This window comes from Paraburkholderia susongensis, assembly GCF_900177725.1.
Classification (GTDB): domain Bacteria; phylum Pseudomonadota; class Gammaproteobacteria; order Burkholderiales; family Burkholderiaceae; genus Paraburkholderia; species Paraburkholderia susongensis.
Genome location: NZ_FXAT01000003.1, coordinates 55,922 through 73,448 on the forward strand (window position 1 = coordinate 55,922; position 17,527 = coordinate 73,448).

The following is a 17,527-nucleotide window of genomic DNA, read 5'->3' on the forward strand; positions in this document are numbered from 1 at the left end:
CTTAACCGAAGCGTTGCGCCATGTCCTCTACGCCTACTGTGTACGCCGATTTGCCGCTGTTTCCACTGCATACGGTGCTGTTCCCCGACGGATTGCTGCCCCTGAAGATCTTCGAAGCGCGCTATCTCGACATGGCGCGCGACTGTCTGCGTGAAAAAACGCCGTTCGGCGTGTGCCTGCTGAAAAGCGGCGCGGAAGTGGCGCGCGAGGAAGAGCCTTCGGTGCCCGAAGCAATTGGCTGCCTCGCCGAAATCGACGAGTGCGATGTCGAAGCGTTCGGCATGTTGCTGATTCGCGCGCGCGGCACCAAGCGCTTTCGCCTGCTGTCGCATCGCGTCGAAGCGAGCGGTCTGCTGGTCGGCATGGCGGAGCCGCTTGCCGAGGATATGCCGCTCGAAGGCAACGAGTTGCTCGCCAAATTCGGCGCCTGCGCGGAAGTGCTCGAACGGATCATCGCGACGATCCGCGAACGCGATCCGGACAGCCTGCCGTTCGCGGAGCCGTTCAGGCTCGACGATCCGTCATGGGTGTCGAACCGTCTCGCCGAAGTGCTGCCGATCGCGTTGCGCGCGCGCCAGAAGCTGATGGAGCTGACCGATGCCGGTGCGCGCATCGACGTCGTGCATCACTATATGCAGCAGCATCAGCTGTTGTGACGGCGGCCGCGCTCGTTGCGAAAGCAGCGGCGCACACGACGCGTGCATCGCCGCCGCTTTATCCCATCCGTTAGATCAACGAACCCTGCAGGCTGTCCAGCAGCTTGCGCACCGGCGCCGGCACGCCGAACGAATCGAGATCGCTGAGCGCGACCCACGCGGTATCGGCATCGTTCAATGCGGCCAATGCGCCGACACCGCGATCCAGTTCCGCGATACGCGGCTCGATATCGAGCTTGAAATGCGTGAACACGTGCGAAAACGACGCGAGCGACATGAGCGACGACACCGCGCCATCGCCGCCGAAGGATCGCGCGCGCTCGGCGAGCGCGGCTTCGCCGGCGGCTTCGGGCAAGCTCCACAAGCCGCCCCAGATGCCCGACGGCGGACGCCGCTCCAGCATCACCGCATTGCCGTCGCGTAGCACGAGCATCCAGGTGCGGCGCGTCGGCACGGCTTTCTTCGGCCGCGCGGCCGGCAATTCGCGCTGACGTCCGGTGACGTTGGCGACGCAGTCGGCGGCGAACGGGCAACGCGCGCAGTCCGGCCTGCCGCGCACGCATAGCGTCGCGCCGAGATCCATCAGGCCCTGCGTGTACGCGCTGACTTCGCCGTCCGATGCATCGACCGGCAGCAGCGACTCCGCGAGCGTCCACATCGCGTTCTCGACTTTCTTCTCGCCCGGGAAACCTTCGACGCCGAACACGCGCGCGAGCACGCGCTTCACGTTGCCGTCGAGAATCGTCGCGCGCGCGCCGAATGCGAACGAGGCGATCGCGGCGGCGGTCGAGCGGCCGATGCCCGGCAGGTCCGCGAGTTCATCGACCGATGCCGGAAACTCGCCGCCATGCTGCTCGACCACGACCTGCGCGCAGCGGTGCAGATTGCGCGCGCGCGTGTAGTAGCCAAGGCCGGCCCACAGCGCCATCACGTCGTCGGGCGGTGCGGTGGCGAGCGCGGCGACATCCGGAAAACGCGCGAGAAATTTCGCGTAGTACGGAATCACCGTCGACACCTGGGTCTGCTGCAGCATGATTTCCGACAGCCAGATGCGGTACGGATCGCGCGTGTTCTGCCACGGCAGATCGTGCCGGCCATGCTGGCGCTGCCACGCGATCAGGCGCGCGGAAAAATCGGGCATCGCCGGAAAAACGGGCGCGGCGGCGGAAGCGCCCGGGCGCGAATCGGAACGCGCGTTCGAGCGCGAACGTGTATCTGGAGTCAGGCGGGAAGGCATCGAAAATCTAGCGCTGGCAGGTAGGACAGAAGTACGTGGAGCGTTGCCCTTGCACGATCTGTCTGATTGGCGTTCCACACACGCGGCATGGCAGACCCGCGCGATCATAGACGAAATAGTCGAGCTGGAAGTAACCGCTTTCGCCATCGCTGCCGACGAAATCGCGCAGCGTGCTGCCGCCCTTCTCGATCGCGGCGGCGAGCGTCACGCGCACGGCATCGGCAAGCAGTTCATAGCGCACGAGCGACACGCGGCCCGCCGCGGTGGTCGGCCGGATGCCCGCGCGAAACAGGCTCTCCGACGCGTAAATATTGCCCACGCCCACGACGATTTCCCCGGCGAGCAGCGCCTGCTTCACCGACACCTTGCGCCCGCGCGTCAGCCGATGCATCAGCGCGCCGGAGAACGCCGGCGAAAAAGGCTCGACGCCGAGCCCCGCGAGCAACGGATGCTCGAGGATGTCGCCGGCCTCGCGCGGATGCCACAAGACCGCGCCGAAACGCCGCGGGTCGCGATAGCGCAGGATGAAGTCGTCGAAGATCCAGTCGACGTGATCGTGCTTCGCCACAGCCGGTGGATGCGGCACATGGCGCAGCACCCGCAGCGTGCCGGTCATGCCAAGATGCACGATGAACCAGCCCGCGTCGATCTCGAACAGCAGGTACTTGCCGCGCCGCTCTACTTTGCGCACCACGTGACCGCGCAAGGTTTTCGCAAGGTCGGCGGGAATCGGCCAACGCAGCGCGGCCGTACGCACCTCGACGCGCTCAACCTTGCGCCCGGACACATACGGTTCGATCCCTCGTCGGGTAACCTCGACTTCTGGCAACTCTGGCATCTCTGATTGGTCTGCTACTTGCGTGAGTGGTTGTGCGCTTATTGTAGCGAGCGCGTTACAATCGACTGAAACATTGAACGGATTTCCATGATCGTGTCCTTCGTGAAGCTGCTTTCAAGGCGCCTCGCGCGCGTGTCCAACGTGCCGCACGCCGTATCCGCCCGCAGGATGCTCGGCGCAGCCGCGCTCGCATTGTGGGCGCTGGCCGCCGTGCCCGCGCATGCGCAGGACCCCTCGCCGGATTCGGACGACACGTCGGTCACGCTGCCGGACGTATTGGGTCCAAGCACGCCGGAAGACGAGAAGTCGCTGCCGGACGTGCCGTTGTCGAGCCAGATCGTCTTCCAGGTGCTTGCCGCCGAAATCGCGCTGCAACGTGACCAGCCAGCGCCCGCTTACCAGACCTACCTCGCGCTCGCGCGCGATACGCACGACCCGCGCATGGCGCAGCGCGCCACCGAAATCGCGCTGGCAGCGCAAAGCCCGACCGACGCGCTCGCCGCCGCGCAATTGTGGCAGCAGTACGCGCCGAACTCGGAGCGCGCCGCGCAGCTCGACGCATCGCTGCTCGTGCTGTCCGGCAAGCCCGACGACGCGGCGCCGATCATCTCCCGCGAACTCGCGAAGGTGCCCGAGGAGAACCGCGGCAACGCGATCCTCGCGCTGCAACTGCTGCTCTCGCGCGGCCCGAACCGGATCGGCGGCCTGCATGTGTTGCAGGATCTCGTGAAGAACGACCTGAACCGGCCGGAAACGCAACTGGCGCTCGCGCGCCAGCAATTGCTGGCCGACGACGCGCCGGGTGCACGGAAATCGCTCGAGCAGGCCCTGACGCTAAGGCCCGACTATCTCCCGGCAGCGCTCACGCTGTCGCAAATGGGCCCGGACGAGCGCAAGGAAGCCATCGCGACCGTCGAGAAGTACGTGCAGCAGAATCCGAAATCGCATGACGCGCGTCTCGCGCTAGCGCAGATGTATCTCGCGAGCGACCGCCTCGACGACGCGCAGAAGCAGTTCGAGACCATGCGCAAGGACAACCCGAAAGACCTGACGCCGCTGATGGCGCTCGCGCTGATCAAGGTCCAGCAGAAGAATTTCGCCGACGCGCAGACGTATCTGATGCAGTACGCGCAGCAGGCTGAAAAGACGCCGGGCGCCGACGCGGGCCAGGCGTATATCTACCTTGCGCAACTGTCGCTCGAGCAGAAGAACGATGCGGCGGCGAGCGACTGGCTGAACAAGATTTCGCCGGCGAGCCAGCAATACATGCCTGCGCAGATCACGCGGGCGCAACTGCTCGCGAAGCAGGGCAAGACCGACGACGCGCGCAAGCTGCTCGCCGATCTGCAAACCTCCGATCCGCGCGACATGGCGGTGATCGCGCGCACCGACGCGGCCATCCTGTTCGACGCGAAGCGCTACCCGGAGGCGGAGGAACGCCTGCAGCAAGCCACGGCAAACTTTCCCGACGACCCCGACCTCACCTACGACTACGCGATGGCCGCCGAGAAAACCGGCCATTACGACATCATGGAAGCGCAGTTGCGCAAACTGATCCAGACGCAGCCGGACAATCCGCAGGCGTATAACGCGCTCGGCTATTCGCTGGCCGATCGCAATCAGCGCCTGCCGGAAGCGGACAAGCTGATCGAAAAGGCGTCGTCGCTCGCGCCGAACGACGCGTTCATCATGGACAGCGTGGGCTGGGTCAAATACCGCATGGGCGACACGGCAGATGCGGTCAAGCTGCTGCGCAAGGCGTACAGCATCCAGCCGAACGCCGAGATCGGCGCGCACCTTGGCGAAGTGCTGTGGAAAATCGGCGAGCAGGAACAGGCGCGCGCAGCATTCCGCGAAGCGCGCAAGCTCGAACCCGACAATGACACCCTGGTCAAAACGCTGCAACGTCTTCAGGTAAACGATCTTTGATGCGTCTTTCCCGTTTGATTTCCTTACCCCGGGCGCCGCGTGGTATGGCGCTCGGATTCGCGGCGGCAGCGGTTGTCGCGCTCGCCGGTTGCGCGTCGCTGAAGCCGCAGGGGCCGTCCACGTCGAACGCCGCCACCGAAATGACCGCGCAGACGAGCCGCTCCTATCAAGGCCGTTTCGCGGTCCAGTACAACGATCAGAACGGCCAGCAGCGCAACGCTTACGGCAATTTCTCGTGGCAGGAAACGGGCGACACCGTGACCCTGCAATTGCGCAATCCGCTCGGCCAGACGATGGCTATCGTCACTTCGTCGCCGGCTTCGGCCACGCTCGAATTGCCGAACCGCCCGCCGCTCACCGCGGATAACGTCTCCACGCTGATGCAGAACGCGCTTGGGTTCACGCTGCCGGTCGAAGGTCTGCGCTACTGGCTGCAACCCTCGCCCGCGCCGACGTCGCGCGCGAAGACCGAGAAGGATCCGGAGCAGCCGACGCGTCTGAAGCAGATCATGCAGGACGGCTGGACCATCGACTATGTCGCATATGCCGATGCGCCTGCCACTGGCGTGAAGCGTGTCAATCTGAGCCGAGCGGAGCCGCCGCTCGATATCAAGCTCGTGCTGGATCAATGATCCGATTTTGCCGAGGCCGTTCTTGCCTCGGCCGCTTTTGAAGGCATCCGCCGCCGCATCCGTTCACGCAGCGTTGCTGCCCGTTTGGCGCCACCTTGGCGCATGTAGCTTTCACTCATGATCGAAACAGCCGATTCGCTGCGCGACTGCCTCGCGCCAGCGAAACTCAATCTCTTCCTGCACATCACCGGCCGCCGGCCGGATGGCTACCACACGCTGCAAACGGTCTTCCAGTTGCTCGACTGGGGCGACACGCTGCATTTCACGCGACGCGACGATGGGCTCATCACGCGCCGCACCGAAATCGCCGACGTACCGCCTGAGCACGACCTCACGGTGCGCGCCGCGACGCTTCTGAAAACGCACACGGGTTCGCGCGGCGGCGTCGATATCGAAATCGAGAAGCGCCTGCCGATGGGCGCCGGTCTCGGCGGCGGCAGCTCGGACGCCGCAACGACGCTGCTCGCGCTCAATCGCTTGTGGAAACTCGACCTGCCGCGCGAGGAGTTGCAGGATCTCGCGCTGAAGCTGGGAGCGGACGTACCGTTTTTTGTTTTTGGAAAAAATGCGTTTGCAGAGGGTGTCGGAGAAGCTTTGGACGTTGTACAATTGCCGCCGCGTTACTTCCTGGTGGTGACACCGAGGGTGCAGGTTCCAACTGCAGCGGTTTTTTCCGAAAAATCGTTGACAAGAGATACAAAGCCCCTCATAATTACGGACTTTCCTGCAGAACATAGCTGCAATACTGAATGGCCGGAAAGTTTCGGCCGGAATGACATGCAGCAGGTTGTCGTAGGAAAGTACGCGGAAGTAGCGCAAGTGCTGCGATGGTTTGAAAATATCGCGCCAGCGCGGATGTCCGGATCAGGTGCAAGTGTTTTTGCAGCGTTCCGTAGCAAAGCTGAGGCAGAAGCGGCACAAGCCAAACTGCCGGGCGAATGGAACAGCGCAGTAGCCGCAGGCCTGGATCAGCATCCACTCTTTGCTTTCGCATCATAAGTTTCGCATCGTCGAACGAAACTCCACGTTCGGCGAAGCTCAAAGTTAGTGTAGGGGAGTCGCCAAGCTGGTTAAGGCACCGGATTTTGATTCCGGCATGCAAAGGTTCGAATCCTTTCTCCCCTGCCAAAAATTCCTGTAGTTCGCTGTAGTTCGCATTTCTCCCTCGCCCCCAGCCTGAAGTAGGTGCACGATGAGCAGCCATGACGGCCTGATGGTTTTTACTGGCAACGCAAATCCGGCGCTTGCACAGGAAGTCGTCAAAAACCTCGGTATTCCCCTCGGCAAAGCAATGGTCAGCCGTTTCTCGGACGGTGAAATCCAGGTCGAGATTCAGGAAAACGTGCGCGGCAAGGATGTCTTCGTCCTGCAATCCACGTGTGCACCGGCGAACGACAATCTGATGGAACTGATGATCATGGTCGATGCGCTCAAGCGCGCATCCGCCGGCCGGATCACCGCAGCCATCCCCTACTTCGGTTATGCCCGCCAGGATCGCCGCCCGCGTTCGGCGCGCGTCGCCATCTCGGCGAAGGTCGTGGCGAACATGCTGGAAATCGCCGGCGTCGAGCGGATCATCACGATGGATCTGCACGCCGACCAGATTCAAGGCTTCTTCGACATCCCGGTCGACAACATCTACGCAACGCCCGTGCTGCTCGGTGATCTGCGCAAGCAGAACTACGAGGACCTGCTGGTCGTTTCGCCGGACGTCGGCGGCGTGGTGCGCGCCCGTGCATTGGCGAAGCAGCTCAATTGCGATCTCGCGATCATCGACAAGCGCCGCCCGAAGGCGAACATCGCCGAAGTGATGAACATCATCGGTGAAGTTGAAGGCCGCACCTGCGTAATCATGGACGACATGGTCGACACCGCAGGCACGCTCTGCAAGGCAGCACAGGTTCTGAAGGAACGCGGCGCGAAGCAGGTGTTCGCTTACGCCACCCACCCGGTTCTGTCGGGCGGTGCAGGCGAGCGTATCGCAGCTTCCGCACTCGACGAACTCGTGGTCACGGACACGATCCCGCTCGGCGAAGAAGCCCGCTCGTGCGCGAAGATCCGTTCGCTGACGAGCGCCGGCCTGCTCGCCGAAACGTTCTCGCGCATCCGCCGCGGCGATTCGGTGATGTCGCTGTTCGCTGAAAGTTAAGTATTTGCGAAGGCGCCGCGTACCGCTTCATGCGGCGCGGCGTCTTTGCACAATCGGCACGAACGGACGAAGGTTCGTGCCGCCGTTGCGGGCCTCAGCCATTACGGCCTCGAGGCCCTGTTTTTACTGCCTGGTCGCGGGCAGTACATTGGAGATTCAACATGAAAGTAGTCGCTTTCGAGCGTTCCCTGCAAGGTACGGGTGCGAGCCGCCGCCTGCGTAACTCGGGCAAGACCCCGGGTATCGTTTATGGCGCTGGTGCTGACACGCAACTGATCGAACTCGATCACAACGCACTCTGGCACGCGCTGAAGAAGGAAGTTTTCCACTCGTCGATTCTCGACCTGGAAGTGGGCGGCAAGTCGCAACAGGTTCTGCTGCGCGACGTGCAATACCATCCGTTCCGTCAGCTCGTGCTGCATGTGGACTTCCAGCGTGTCGACGCATCGAAGAAGCTGCACACCAAGGTGCCGCTGCACTTCATGAACCAGGAATCCAACCCGGCAGTGAAGCTGTCGAGCGCGGTGATCTCGCACATCCTCAATGAACTGGAAATCGAGTGCCTGCCGTCGGCACTGCCGGAGTTCATCGAAGTCGACCTCGCGAAGATCGAAGCAGGTCAATCGGTTCACGCGAAGGACATCGCGCTGCCGGCAGGTGTCGCGCTCGTCAATCACGTCGAAGTGGAAAATCCGGTCATTGCTGCCGCGACGATCCCGGCTGGCGCAATCGCTGAAGACGCAGCTGCTGCTGAAGGCGACGAAACGCCGGCTGCTTAAGAGCCTTCCGGTTCAAAGCAAGCAATCCTCTCGAACCGTTTTCAATGAAACGGTCGATGTGACCCGCCGAGGTTCGCCCTGGCGGGTTTTTTTTCGGCTTTTTTTGGTCCGGCTGTGCTTCACTGTCGGACCGGGTGAATCCACGCAATCATGATCAAGCTGATCGTCGGGCTCGGCAATCCGGGCGCCGAATACACCGCGACGCGTCACAACGCCGGCTTCTGGCTGGTCGATCAACTCGCGCGCGAGGCCGGCACGACGCTGCGCGACGAGCGGCGTTTCCACGGCTTTTACGCGAAGGCGCGGCTGCACGGCGAAGAAGTGCATCTGCTGGAGCCGCAAACATATATGAACCGCTCCGGTCAATCGGTCGTGGCGGTCGCGCAGTTCTTCAAGATTCTTCCCGATGAGATTCTGGTCGCGCACGACGAACTCGACATGCCGCCCGGCAGCGTCAAGCTGAAGCTCGGTGGCGGCAGCGGCGGGCATAATGGACTGAAGGACATTAGCGCGCATCTGTCGTCGCAGCAGTACTGGCGGCTGCGGATCGGCATCGGCCATCCGCGCGACCTGATTCCCGAAAGCGCGCGTGCCGGCGCGAAGCCGGACGTCGCCAATTACGTGCTGAAACCGCCGCGGCGCGAAGAGCAGGACGTGATCGACGCGTCGATTGAACGCGCGCTCGCGGTGATGCCGCAGGTCATCAAGGGCGAACTGGAGCGCGCGATGATGCAACTCCATCGCAATAACGGCTGACCGGCGCTGCCGCCCAACGTACCGCGCCACAGCGCGATCAGCCTATCGCCATTGCAATCGACATCGCGAGGAGAGTCGCTTGAGCCGCTACTGGAGTGACATCGTTCACCGCCTGACGCCGTATGTGCCGGGCGAACAGCCCGCGCTCGCGCATCCGGTGAAGCTGAACACCAACGAGAACCCGTACCCGCCGTCGCCACGCGTGCTCGAGGCGATCCGGCAGGAACTCGGCGATACGGCCGAAGCGCTGCGCCGCTACCCCGATCCGACCGCGCGCAAGCTGCGCGAAACGGTCGCGGCGTATCACGGCATCCGCGCCGAGCAGGTGTTTGCGGGCAACGGCTCGGACGAAGTACTCGCGCTCACGTTCCAGGCGCTGCTCAAGCACGACAGGCCGCTGCTGTTCCCGGACGTCACGTACAGCTTCTATCCGACCTACGCGAAGCTGTTCGAAGTCGATTACCGCACGATCGCGCTCGACGAGAGCTTCGCAATCAGCGTCGACGATTACGCGGTGCCCAACGGCGGCATTCTGTTCCCGAACCCGAACGCGCCGACCGGCCGGCCGCTGCCGCTCGCGGACATCGAGCGCCTCGTGGCGAGCCATCCCGATTCGGTCGTCGTCATCGACGAGGCCTATGTGGATTTCGGCGCCGAATCGGCGATTGCGTTAATCGATCGCTATCCGAATCTGCTCGTCGTGCAGACCGTGTCGAAATCGCGTTCGCTCGCCGGCATGCGCGTGGGCTTCGCGTTCGGCAATCCGGCACTGATCGACGCGCTCAACCGCGTAAAAGACAGCTTCAATTCCTACCCGCTCGACCGGCTCGCGCAGGCAGCCGCAACCGCCGCTTACCAGGACGACGCCTGGTTTCGCGACTGCCGCGCGAAGGTCATCGCGAGCCGCGAGCGCCTGGCGGCCGAACTGACCGCGCTTGGCTTCGAGGTCGTGCCGTCGGCCGCGAATCTGCTGTTCGCGCGCCATGAAGGCTACGACGCGGCGACGCTCGCGTTGCGGCTCAGGGAAAAGGAAATTTTCGTGCGCCATTTCAAGGCGCCGCGTATCGGCCAGCATCTACGGATTTCGATCGGCACCGATGCCGAATGCGACATTCTGCTGGACGCGCTGCGCGACATCTTCGGCGCTTACGTCGGGTGACGCTGCGCGCCGCCGCGGCATCAGGTACGGGCACAAAAGCAAACCCCGAAACGCGCGCAAAAAACGGCGAAGCGCCGCGATAAAGCAAAACGGCGAAGGCCTCACGAGCCTTCGCCGTTTTTTGTTTTACGCTCCAACCCCGAAATTCACGCGCCCTTCGCGGCCTGCAGCGCGTGATACTTCGCCATCAAGCCTTCCCGCGTTTCCAGATGTTCCGGGTCGCGCGGAATGCATTCCACCGGACACACCTGAATGCACTGCGGCTCGTCGAAATGGCCGACACATTCGGTGCATTTCTTCGGGTCGATCACATAGATTTCCGGGCCCATCGAAATCGCGTCGTTCGGGCACTCCGGCTCGCATACGTCGCAATTGATGCACTCGTCGGTAATCATCAAGGCCATGCTTTTCTCACTTCATGCCGGCCGAAACCGGCTTTGATCCGTCAAACCGACAGTTTACGCCGGTTACGGCTGCGCCGCCTGAGCGCTGCCGTCCGAATCCAGCGAAGCGACCTTTTCCTTCAGCCATTTTTCGACCGATGGGAAAACGAATTTGCTGACATCGCCGCCCAGTTGCGCGATCTCGCGCACGATCGTGCCCGAAATGAACTGGTATTGGTCGGACGGCGTCATGAACATCGTTTCGACGTCGGGCAGCAGATAGCGGTTCATGCCCGCCATCTGAAACTCGTACTCGAAGTCCGATACGGCGCGCAGACCCCGCACGATCACGCGCGCGTTATTGGTCCGCACAAAGTCCTTTAGCAGCCCCTTGAAGCTCATCACCTTGACGTTCGGGTAGTGCCCCAGCACCTCGTGCGCAATCGCAAGGCGCTCCTTCAGCGTGAAAAACGGCTTCTTGTTGCGGCTGTCGGCAACGCCCACCACCAGCGTGTCGAAAATACTCGACGCGCGCCGAACGAGGTCTTCGTGACCGCGCGTCAGCGGGTCGAACGTGCCCGGGTACACGGCGACTACCATGAGACTTCTCCTCTCTTCAGAAAAAAGGGCACGGCAAAGCGTCCACGCGACGCATTTGACACCGGACGCGCAGACGATAAACCGCCCGGCCCTTTTTTGGAACGCGCATTATTCCTTATTTTCGCGCTGCAGCAAATGAAAGTGGACAGCGCCCGCCTTGCCCTGCCGCACGATTTCCCAGCCGGCAAGCGGCTCGCGGCCATCCGTGGCGAGCGCCTCGCCCGCTTCCACGTACAGAAAACCATTCGCGCTGACGAGCGGCACGGCCAGCGCCAGCGCCTTGTCCAGCAGACCGGCGTCGAACGGCGGATCGAGGAACACGACGTTGAACGAGCCGGGCGCGAGACTCGCGGCAAGACGCAGGCCGTCCGCCTCGGCAATTTCGATCATGCGCGCCGCGAGGCGCTGCTGGTTCGTGCGCAATTGGCCGGCGGCGCGCGCGTTGCGCTCCACCATCAGCACGCGCGCCGCGCCGCGCGAGGCGGCCTCGAAGCCGAGCGCGCCGCTGCCGGCGAACAGATCGAGACAATGCTGGCCGTCCAGACGCTGGCCGAGCCAGTTGAACAGCGTTTCGCGCACGCGGTCGGGCGTGGGGCGCAGGCCGTCCAGATCGAGCACGGGCAGCGGCGTGCGCTTCCAGTCGCCGCCGATGATACGAATGGCGTGCGGCTTGCCGCCTTTGGACGAAGCGCCAGCGGCGCGTGATGGTGCTAAACGAGGCATGCAGTTTCGGCTAGGTGATGAAAACGCCCGCAGCGCCGATGCGCGCGGGCCGGAGCGCCCACGTTACCACAGGGACGGCCCGCGTCCAGCCCGGCTGATCGGCCGATACGATACGACGCGCCGCGGCACGCCTGATAAAATGTGCGGCTGCCAGCGCCTTGCTTCCCGCATCGCGGCGCTGCCTTCCGCTTCGCCGGTCCCGTGCCGGCTGCGCGCATCGGCGCGCTCTCCCATACGCCAGATCATGTTCAGCTTTTTCAAACGATTCAAGGGTTCGAAAGAGTCCGATACCGCAGCCGACGAGTCGCAGGCGGTGCAAGACGGCGCACAGCCCGAAGCCGCCTCCCCGGTGCCCGCCGCGGCGCCGGCTTCTCAGGCCGCGATCGTCCTCGAACCGCAGCCCGAGGAGCCGGCTGACGCCGCATTCGAAACCGTCGAGACCGTCGAAATCGTCCCGCCGCCCGTGCAGGACGCGGGCGCGAGGCGCTCGTGGCTGACGCGCCTGAAAAGCGGTCTGTCGAAAACGAGTTCGAACCTGACCGGCATTTTCGTCGGCACGAAGATCGACGAAGACCTTTACGAAGAACTCGAAACCGCGCTGCTGATGTCGGACGCGGGCGTCGAGGCCACCGAATTCCTGCTCGAATCGCTGCGCGAAAAAGTGCGCAGCGAGCGCCTCACGGACCCGCAGCAGGTCAAGACGGCGCTGCGCACGCTGCTCGTCGAGTTGCTCAAGCCGCTCGAAAAATCGCTCATGCTCGGCCGCGCGCAGCCGCTCGTCATGATGATTGCCGGCGTCAACGGCGCGGGCAAGACCACGAGCATCGGCAAGCTCGCCAAGCATCTGCAGAGCTTCGACCAGTCGGTGCTGCTGGCCGCCGGCGACACGTTCCGCGCCGCCGCGCGCGAGCAGCTGGCGGTCTGGGGCCAGCGCAACAACGTGACCGTGGTGGCGCAGGAAAGCGGCGACCCCGCCGCGGTGATCTTCGACGCGGTCGGCGCCGCGCGAGCGCGCAAGATCGACGTGATGATGGCCGACACGGCTGGCCGTCTGCCCACGCAACTGCACCTGATGGAAGAATTGCGCAAGGTGAAGCGCGTGATCGGCAAGGCGCAGGACGGCGCGCCGCACGAGGTGCTGCTCGTGATCGACGCGAACACCGGCCAGAACGCGCTCACGCAGGTCAAGGCATTCGACGACGCGCTCGGCCTCACCGGCCTGATCGTCACCAAGCTCGACGGCACCGCGAAGGGTGGCATCCTTGCCGCGATCGCACGGCAAAGGCCGATTCCGGTGTATTTCATCGGCGTCGGCGAAAAGGTCGAGGACCTTCAGCCATTCAGCGCCGAGGAATTTTCGGACGCGCTGCTCGACGTTTGACGAGCGCCTGATCGGCGTTCAGCCGGCGCTCGACGGGCGTTGAGGCTCGGCCCCCCAATAGAAAGGGCACTCCACGGAGTGCCCTTTCGTCATTTCACGCCGCTGTCACGCGCCAGCCGTTGCGTCACTCCGCGTCGGGCTGCACACCCGGTGCAGCGCGTGCAAATGCGTCGATCTGCATCGCGTAATCGTAGATGCGCTGGATCGTCGGAAACTTCGCCGTGTCGACCTTGAAGCGCTGCGCATTGAACACCTGCGGGATCAGACAGGCGTCGGCGAGCGTCGGGGTGTCGCCGAAGCACAGCTTGCCGGTGCGCGCGTCGCCCGCGAGGTGGGTCTCCAGCGTCGCGAAGCCCGCGTCGATCCAGTGCCGGTACCAGGCGTCTTTCGCATCGTCGTCGACACATAGCGTGTGCTTCAGATACCGCAGCACGCGCAGATTGTTCAGCGGATGAATCTCGCACGCAACCTGCAGCGCCACCGAGCGCACATACGCGCGATCGACCGGCGCCTTCGGCAACAGCGGCGGCTCGGGATGCGTCTCCTCCAGATACTCGATGATCGCAAGCGACTGCGGCATCACGTCGTTGCCGGCGACGAGCGTCGGCACGATACAGTCCGCATTGATCTTGCGATATTCGGGTTTCAGTTGCTCGCCGCCGTCGCGCACGAGGTGCACGGGCACGTAGTCGTACGGCAGGTTCTTCACGTTCAGCGCAATGCGTACGCGATACGACGCCGAGCTGCGGAAATAGCTGTAGAGCTTCATGTTGTCTGCCTCCTCCAACCTGGTCTTCAGGCCGTCAGACGACGCGCACGCTGAACTCGCCGAGTCCGTCCACGCCGCCCTTCATCAGATCGCCCTGCACCACCGCGCCGACGCCTTCGGGCGTGCCGGTGAAAATCAGGTCGCCCGGTTGCAGCTCGAACAGCGTCGACAGATACGCCACCGTTTCGCCGACCGACCAGATCAGTTGCGACACGTCCGAGCGCTGCCTGTCCTCGCCGTTCACTGTCAGCCAGATCGCACCCTTGCCGATATGGCCGACCTTCGAAGCCGGATGGATCGGGCCGAGGGGCGCCGAATGATCGAAGCCCTTCGCGGTATCCCACGGACGGCCCATCTTCTTCGCTTCGCCCTGCAGGTCACGGCGCGTCATGTCGAGGCCGAGCGCGTAACCGTACACGTGGTCGAGCGCGCTTTCGGCGGGGATGTTCTTGCCGCCCTTGCCGATCGCCGCGACCATTTCCATTTCGAAATGCACGTTCTTCGTCTGCGACGGATACGGAAATTCGCCGGTGGCGCCCGGCGCGACGTACACGACGGCGTCGGCCGGTTTCGTGAAGAAGAACGGCGGCTCGCGGTCCGGATCATGTCCCATCTCGCGCGCGTGCGCCTCGTAGTTGCGCCCCACGCAGTAGATGCGCCGCACCGCGAACTGTTCGCTCGCCCCCACGACCGGCACCGCGACCTGCGGTGCGGGTGCAAATACGTAACTCATCCGGTTCTCCGTTTTCCGATTGGCTTCCGATTGGCGCCGCCGACGCGGCGATAAGCATCGAGTGTAACGCGCGGCACGGGCCGGTGCGCGTGAGGCGGGCAGCCGGCATAGATGCGATACTCATACCGAATAGCATCCTTTGAATGACGTGACGACCCGCTCCCGCGCGGTACGCCACGCCGCCCGCCCCCTTGCGCCCGATGACCGACTCCACCGACACCGCTACCGCCCCCCCCTTCTCCTGCGCCCGTTTCATCAAGGAAATCGGCCGCGGCCCGAACGGCGCCCGCGCGCTGAGCGCCGACGACACCCGCTCGCTTTACGCCGCGATGCTGGACGGCCGCGTGGCCGAACTCGAACTCGGCGCGGTGCTGCTCGCGTATCGCGTGAAAGGCGAAACCGCCGACGAACTCGCCGCGATGCTGGCCGCCGCGCATGCGTCATTCGATCCGGTTCAGTTGCCGCATGGCGCGCACCGACCTGTGTCGATTCCGTCGTACAACGGCGCGCGCAAGCAGCCGAATCTCGTGCCGCTGCTCGCGCTGCTGCTCGCGCGCGAGGGCGTGCCGGTGCTCGTGCATGGCGTCACCGAAGATCCGGGCCGCGTGACGAGCGCGGAAATCTTCACGCATCTGCGGATTCCGCACGCACAATCGCACGCGCAGATCGAAGACGGCCTCGCCGAGCGCCGCCTCGCGTTCGCGTCGATCGACGTGCTCGCGCCGAAGCTCGCGCGTCTGCTCACGCTGCGCCGGCGCATGGGCGTGCGCAATTCGACGCACACGCTCGTGAAAATCCTGCAGCCGTTCGCGCCCGCGGGACTGCGTCTCGTGAACTACACGCATCCGCCGTATCGCGACAGCCTCACACAACTGTTCAACTCGCATCCGGACGCGGCCGCCGGCGGCGCACTGCTCGCGCGCGGCACCGAAGGCGAGGCGGTCGCGGACACGCGGCGCCAGGTGCAGGTCGACTGGCTGCATGACGGCGTGTGCGAAACGCGTCTGCCGCACGAGCGCTCATCGCCCGAGGCTCCCGAAGTCGAGTTACCCGAAGCGCGTGACGCAGCCACCACCGCCGCGTGGATCGACGCCGTGCTGCGCGGTGAAGCGCCGGTGCCGAGCGCGATCGAACGGCAGGTCGAACTGATCGTCGATATCGCGAAAACGGCAAGCTGATCGTGCGGCGCGCGGCCGCCGCAGGTTGACAGGCCGCCGCGCAACGTCATACATTTGCCCCCATGCGTTCCCTTCCGAACACCCTCCGAATTATCTCCGGCCGCCTAGCGCGGCCCCTATCGCTACGCCTGGCGTAAGTCACGCGTAGCGCCGCGCGCGGGCAGCTCCGGTTGCTCACGGCGGTCCTCCCGCAGTTCCCGCAGTTCTGTTTCACCCCCAGTCGTAGTTCTCCACAACCAGTCGTCGTTTGCATTCGTCCGTTTACCGCGCGGACGAAGCGAGAGGATCAAATGCACGTTGCATGGGCAGCATCAGCGTTCGCTTTTTTGTTCGCTTTCGTCGTCATGACGCCGTTGCGTTCACGCCCGTTCGTCGCCGCCGCCGGCCATCGGCGGACAAACCGTGCATGCGTGGCAGCCGGCCAACCGCTCGACGCCACATCCCCTCGCTTACGACAACACGAATGAGGCACATCACCATGTTGCGCAATCCCGCTGAAAAATACCGCCCCTTCCCCGCCGTGCGGCTGACCGGCCGCAAATGGCCGGGCCGCACGATCGACGCGGCGCCGGTCTGGATGAGCACCGACCTGCGCGACGGCAATCAAGCGCTGATCGAGCCGATGAACGCCGCGCAGAAGCTCGAATTCTTCGAGATGCTGGTCGCGATCGGCTTCAAGGAGATCGAAGTCGGCTTTCCGTCGGCGTCGCAAAACGATTTCGATTTCGTGCGCAAGCTGATCGACGAGCATCGCATTCCCGACGACGTGACGATCGAGGTCTTCGTGCCGTCGCGCGCGGAACTGATCGCGCGCACGTTCGAGGCGCTCGAAGGCGTGCCGCGCGCCATCGTGCATCTGTACAACGCGATCTGCCCGTCGTTCCGGCGCATCGTGTTCAATCAGTCGAAGAATGAAATCAAGGCGCTGGCCGTCGAAGGCACGCGCCTCATCAAGGAACACGCGCAGGCGCGGCCCGGCACGCGCTGGACTTTCCAGTACTCGCCCGAAACCTTCAACATGGCCGAGTTGCCGTTCGCCCGCGAGGTGTGCGACGCCGTCGCGCAGACGTGGCGGCCCACGCGCGATCACAGGATGATCGTCAATCTGCCCGCGAGCGTCGAAGCGGCCACGCCGAACGTGTTCGCCGACCAGATCGAATGGATGCACCGCAATCTCGGTTATCGCGACAGCATCGTGCTGTCGGTGCATCCGCACAACGATCGCGGCACCGCAATAGCCGCGGCGGAACTGGCGCTGCTCGCGGGTGCGGACCGCGTCGAAGGCTGCCTGTTCGGCAACGGGGAGCGCACGGGCAATGTCGATCTCGTCACGCTCGCGATGAATCTCGACGCGCAGGGGATCGACAGCGGTCTTGATTTTTCGGATCTCGCGGCGGTGAGGCGCGTGGTGGAGCACTGCACGCGGATTCCGGTGCCGGTGCGGCATCCGTATGCGGGCGACGTGGCGATGCGAATCGCCGAGGCGGCGAGCTCGGACGTTGTCGATGCCGGCAAGGGCGGCGCGGCCGAGCGTGACGAAGCTAACGAATACGCGATTGCCTGAGCCTGAAATTGAGCCCGACCCTGAACCTGAGTTTGCAGTGAAGTGAACCCATGGCGGCAGA

At 64.0% G+C, this 17,527-nt stretch carries 17 protein-coding genes, 1 tRNA gene and 1 pseudogene; 12 read left to right on the forward strand and 7 right to left on the reverse strand.

Annotated elements, in window-relative coordinates; genetic code table 11:
* The first annotated feature begins 20 nt into the window (after positions 1-20).
* Positions 21-656 (forward strand): LON peptidase substrate-binding domain-containing protein, encoded by a 636-nt coding sequence (locus tag B9Z01_RS09350; protein ID WP_085482218.1) that lies wholly within the window; start codon positions 21-23, stop codon positions 654-656.
* Positions 657-726: 70 nt separating this feature from the next.
* On the opposite strand, the gene mutY is transcribed toward B9Z01_RS09350, so the two are convergent.
* Positions 727-1,797 (reverse strand): A/G-specific adenine glycosylase, encoded by a 1,071-nt coding sequence (mutY, locus tag B9Z01_RS09355; protein ID WP_085482220.1) that lies wholly within the window; start codon positions 1,795-1,797, stop codon positions 727-729.
* 103 nt (positions 1,798-1,900) lie between these two features.
* Positions 1,901-2,731 (reverse strand): bifunctional DNA-formamidopyrimidine glycosylase/DNA-(apurinic or apyrimidinic site) lyase, encoded by an 831-nt coding sequence (mutM, locus tag B9Z01_RS09360; RefSeq protein ID WP_085482221.1) that lies wholly within the window; start codon positions 2,729-2,731, stop codon positions 1,901-1,903.
* Positions 2,732-2,818: 87 nt separating this feature from the next.
* On the opposite strand from mutM, the gene B9Z01_RS09365 reads away from it, so the two are divergent.
* From B9Z01_RS09365 to hisC, 8 genes are all read left to right on the forward strand, one after another.
* Complete coding sequence (locus B9Z01_RS09365; protein WP_085482223.1) at positions 2,819-4,660, forward strand: tetratricopeptide repeat protein; 1,842 nt, start codon at positions 2,819-2,821, stop codon at positions 4,658-4,660.
* Positions 4,660-5,292 carry a lipoprotein insertase outer membrane protein LolB gene (gene lolB, locus B9Z01_RS09370; protein WP_085482225.1) on the forward strand — a complete coding sequence of 211 codons (633 nt, stop codon included), beginning with the start codon at positions 4,660-4,662 and terminating at the stop codon, positions 5,290-5,292. The genes B9Z01_RS09365 and lolB overlap by 1 nt, the downstream gene beginning before the upstream one ends.
* A 117-nt stretch (positions 5,293-5,409) precedes the next feature.
* Positions 5,410-6,291 (forward strand): 4-(cytidine 5'-diphospho)-2-C-methyl-D-erythritol kinase, encoded by an 882-nt coding sequence (ispE, locus tag B9Z01_RS09375; protein ID WP_085482227.1) that lies wholly within the window; start codon positions 5,410-5,412, stop codon positions 6,289-6,291.
* 52 nt (positions 6,292-6,343) lie between these two features.
* Positions 6,344-6,420: transfer RNA gene (locus B9Z01_RS09380), tRNA-Gln, on the forward strand.
* 64 nt (positions 6,421-6,484) lie between these two features.
* The gene (locus B9Z01_RS09385; RefSeq protein WP_085482229.1) at positions 6,485-7,441 is read left to right on the forward strand and encodes a ribose-phosphate pyrophosphokinase; all 957 of its coding nucleotides are present in this window, start codon (positions 6,485-6,487) and stop codon (positions 7,439-7,441) included.
* Between the two features lie 161 nt (positions 7,442-7,602).
* On the forward strand, positions 7,603-8,220 hold the full coding sequence (locus B9Z01_RS09390) for a 50S ribosomal protein L25/general stress protein Ctc (RefSeq protein WP_085482231.1): 618 nt from the start codon (positions 7,603-7,605) through the stop codon (positions 8,218-8,220).
* A 150-nt stretch (positions 8,221-8,370) separates the two neighbouring features.
* Entirely contained in the window at positions 8,371-8,976 is a 606-nt protein-coding gene (gene pth, locus B9Z01_RS09395; RefSeq protein ID WP_085482232.1) for an aminoacyl-tRNA hydrolase, read from the forward strand.
* A gap of 79 nt (positions 8,977-9,055) precedes the next feature.
* Positions 9,056-10,135, forward strand: a complete 1,080-nt coding sequence (gene hisC, locus B9Z01_RS09400) for a histidinol-phosphate transaminase (RefSeq protein WP_085482234.1) — start codon at positions 9,056-9,058, stop codon at positions 10,133-10,135.
* A gap of 146 nt (positions 10,136-10,281) precedes the next feature.
* Here hisC and B9Z01_RS09405 read toward each other — a convergent pair whose 3' ends face one another.
* The 3 genes from B9Z01_RS09405 to rsmD form a co-directional block, all read right to left on the reverse strand.
* On the reverse strand, positions 10,282-10,539 hold the full coding sequence (locus tag B9Z01_RS09405) for a YfhL family 4Fe-4S dicluster ferredoxin (RefSeq protein WP_085482236.1): 258 nt from the start codon (positions 10,537-10,539) through the stop codon (positions 10,282-10,284).
* A gap of 63 nt (positions 10,540-10,602) precedes the next feature.
* A complete protein-coding gene (gene coaD, locus B9Z01_RS09410) occupies positions 10,603-11,118 on the reverse strand; it encodes a pantetheine-phosphate adenylyltransferase (RefSeq protein WP_085482238.1) in 516 nt (171 codons plus the stop codon).
* 108 nt (positions 11,119-11,226) lie between these two features.
* On the reverse strand, positions 11,227-11,841 hold the full coding sequence (rsmD, locus tag B9Z01_RS09415) for a 16S rRNA (guanine(966)-N(2))-methyltransferase RsmD (protein ID WP_085482240.1): 615 nt from the start codon (positions 11,839-11,841) through the stop codon (positions 11,227-11,229).
* Positions 11,842-12,085: 244 nt separating this feature from the next.
* Between rsmD and ftsY the strand changes: the two genes are divergently transcribed.
* The gene (gene ftsY / locus B9Z01_RS09420; protein WP_085483469.1) at positions 12,086-13,222 is read left to right on the forward strand and encodes a signal recognition particle-docking protein FtsY; all 1,137 of its coding nucleotides are present in this window, start codon (positions 12,086-12,088) and stop codon (positions 13,220-13,222) included.
* 124 nt (positions 13,223-13,346) lie between these two features.
* On the opposite strand, the gene maiA is transcribed toward ftsY, so the two are convergent.
* Together maiA and B9Z01_RS09430 are read right to left on the reverse strand one after the other, a co-directional pair.
* Complete coding sequence (gene maiA, locus B9Z01_RS09425; RefSeq protein WP_085482242.1) at positions 13,347-13,991, reverse strand: maleylacetoacetate isomerase; 645 nt, start codon at positions 13,989-13,991, stop codon at positions 13,347-13,349.
* Positions 13,992-14,025: 34 nt separating this feature from the next.
* A complete protein-coding gene (locus tag B9Z01_RS09430) occupies positions 14,026-14,724 on the reverse strand; it encodes a fumarylacetoacetate hydrolase family protein (protein ID WP_085482244.1) in 699 nt (232 codons plus the stop codon).
* A gap of 200 nt (positions 14,725-14,924) precedes the next feature.
* Between B9Z01_RS09430 and ybiB the strand changes: the two genes are divergently transcribed.
* The gene (gene ybiB, locus B9Z01_RS09435) at positions 14,925-15,902 is read left to right on the forward strand and encodes a DNA-binding protein YbiB (RefSeq protein WP_085482246.1); all 978 of its coding nucleotides are present in this window, start codon (positions 14,925-14,927) and stop codon (positions 15,900-15,902) included.
* A gap of 478 nt (positions 15,903-16,380) precedes the next feature.
* A pseudogene (locus B9Z01_RS09440) lies at positions 16,381-17,368 on the forward strand (2-isopropylmalate synthase); the annotation flags it as partial.
* Between the last annotated feature and the right edge of the window lie 159 nt (positions 17,369-17,527).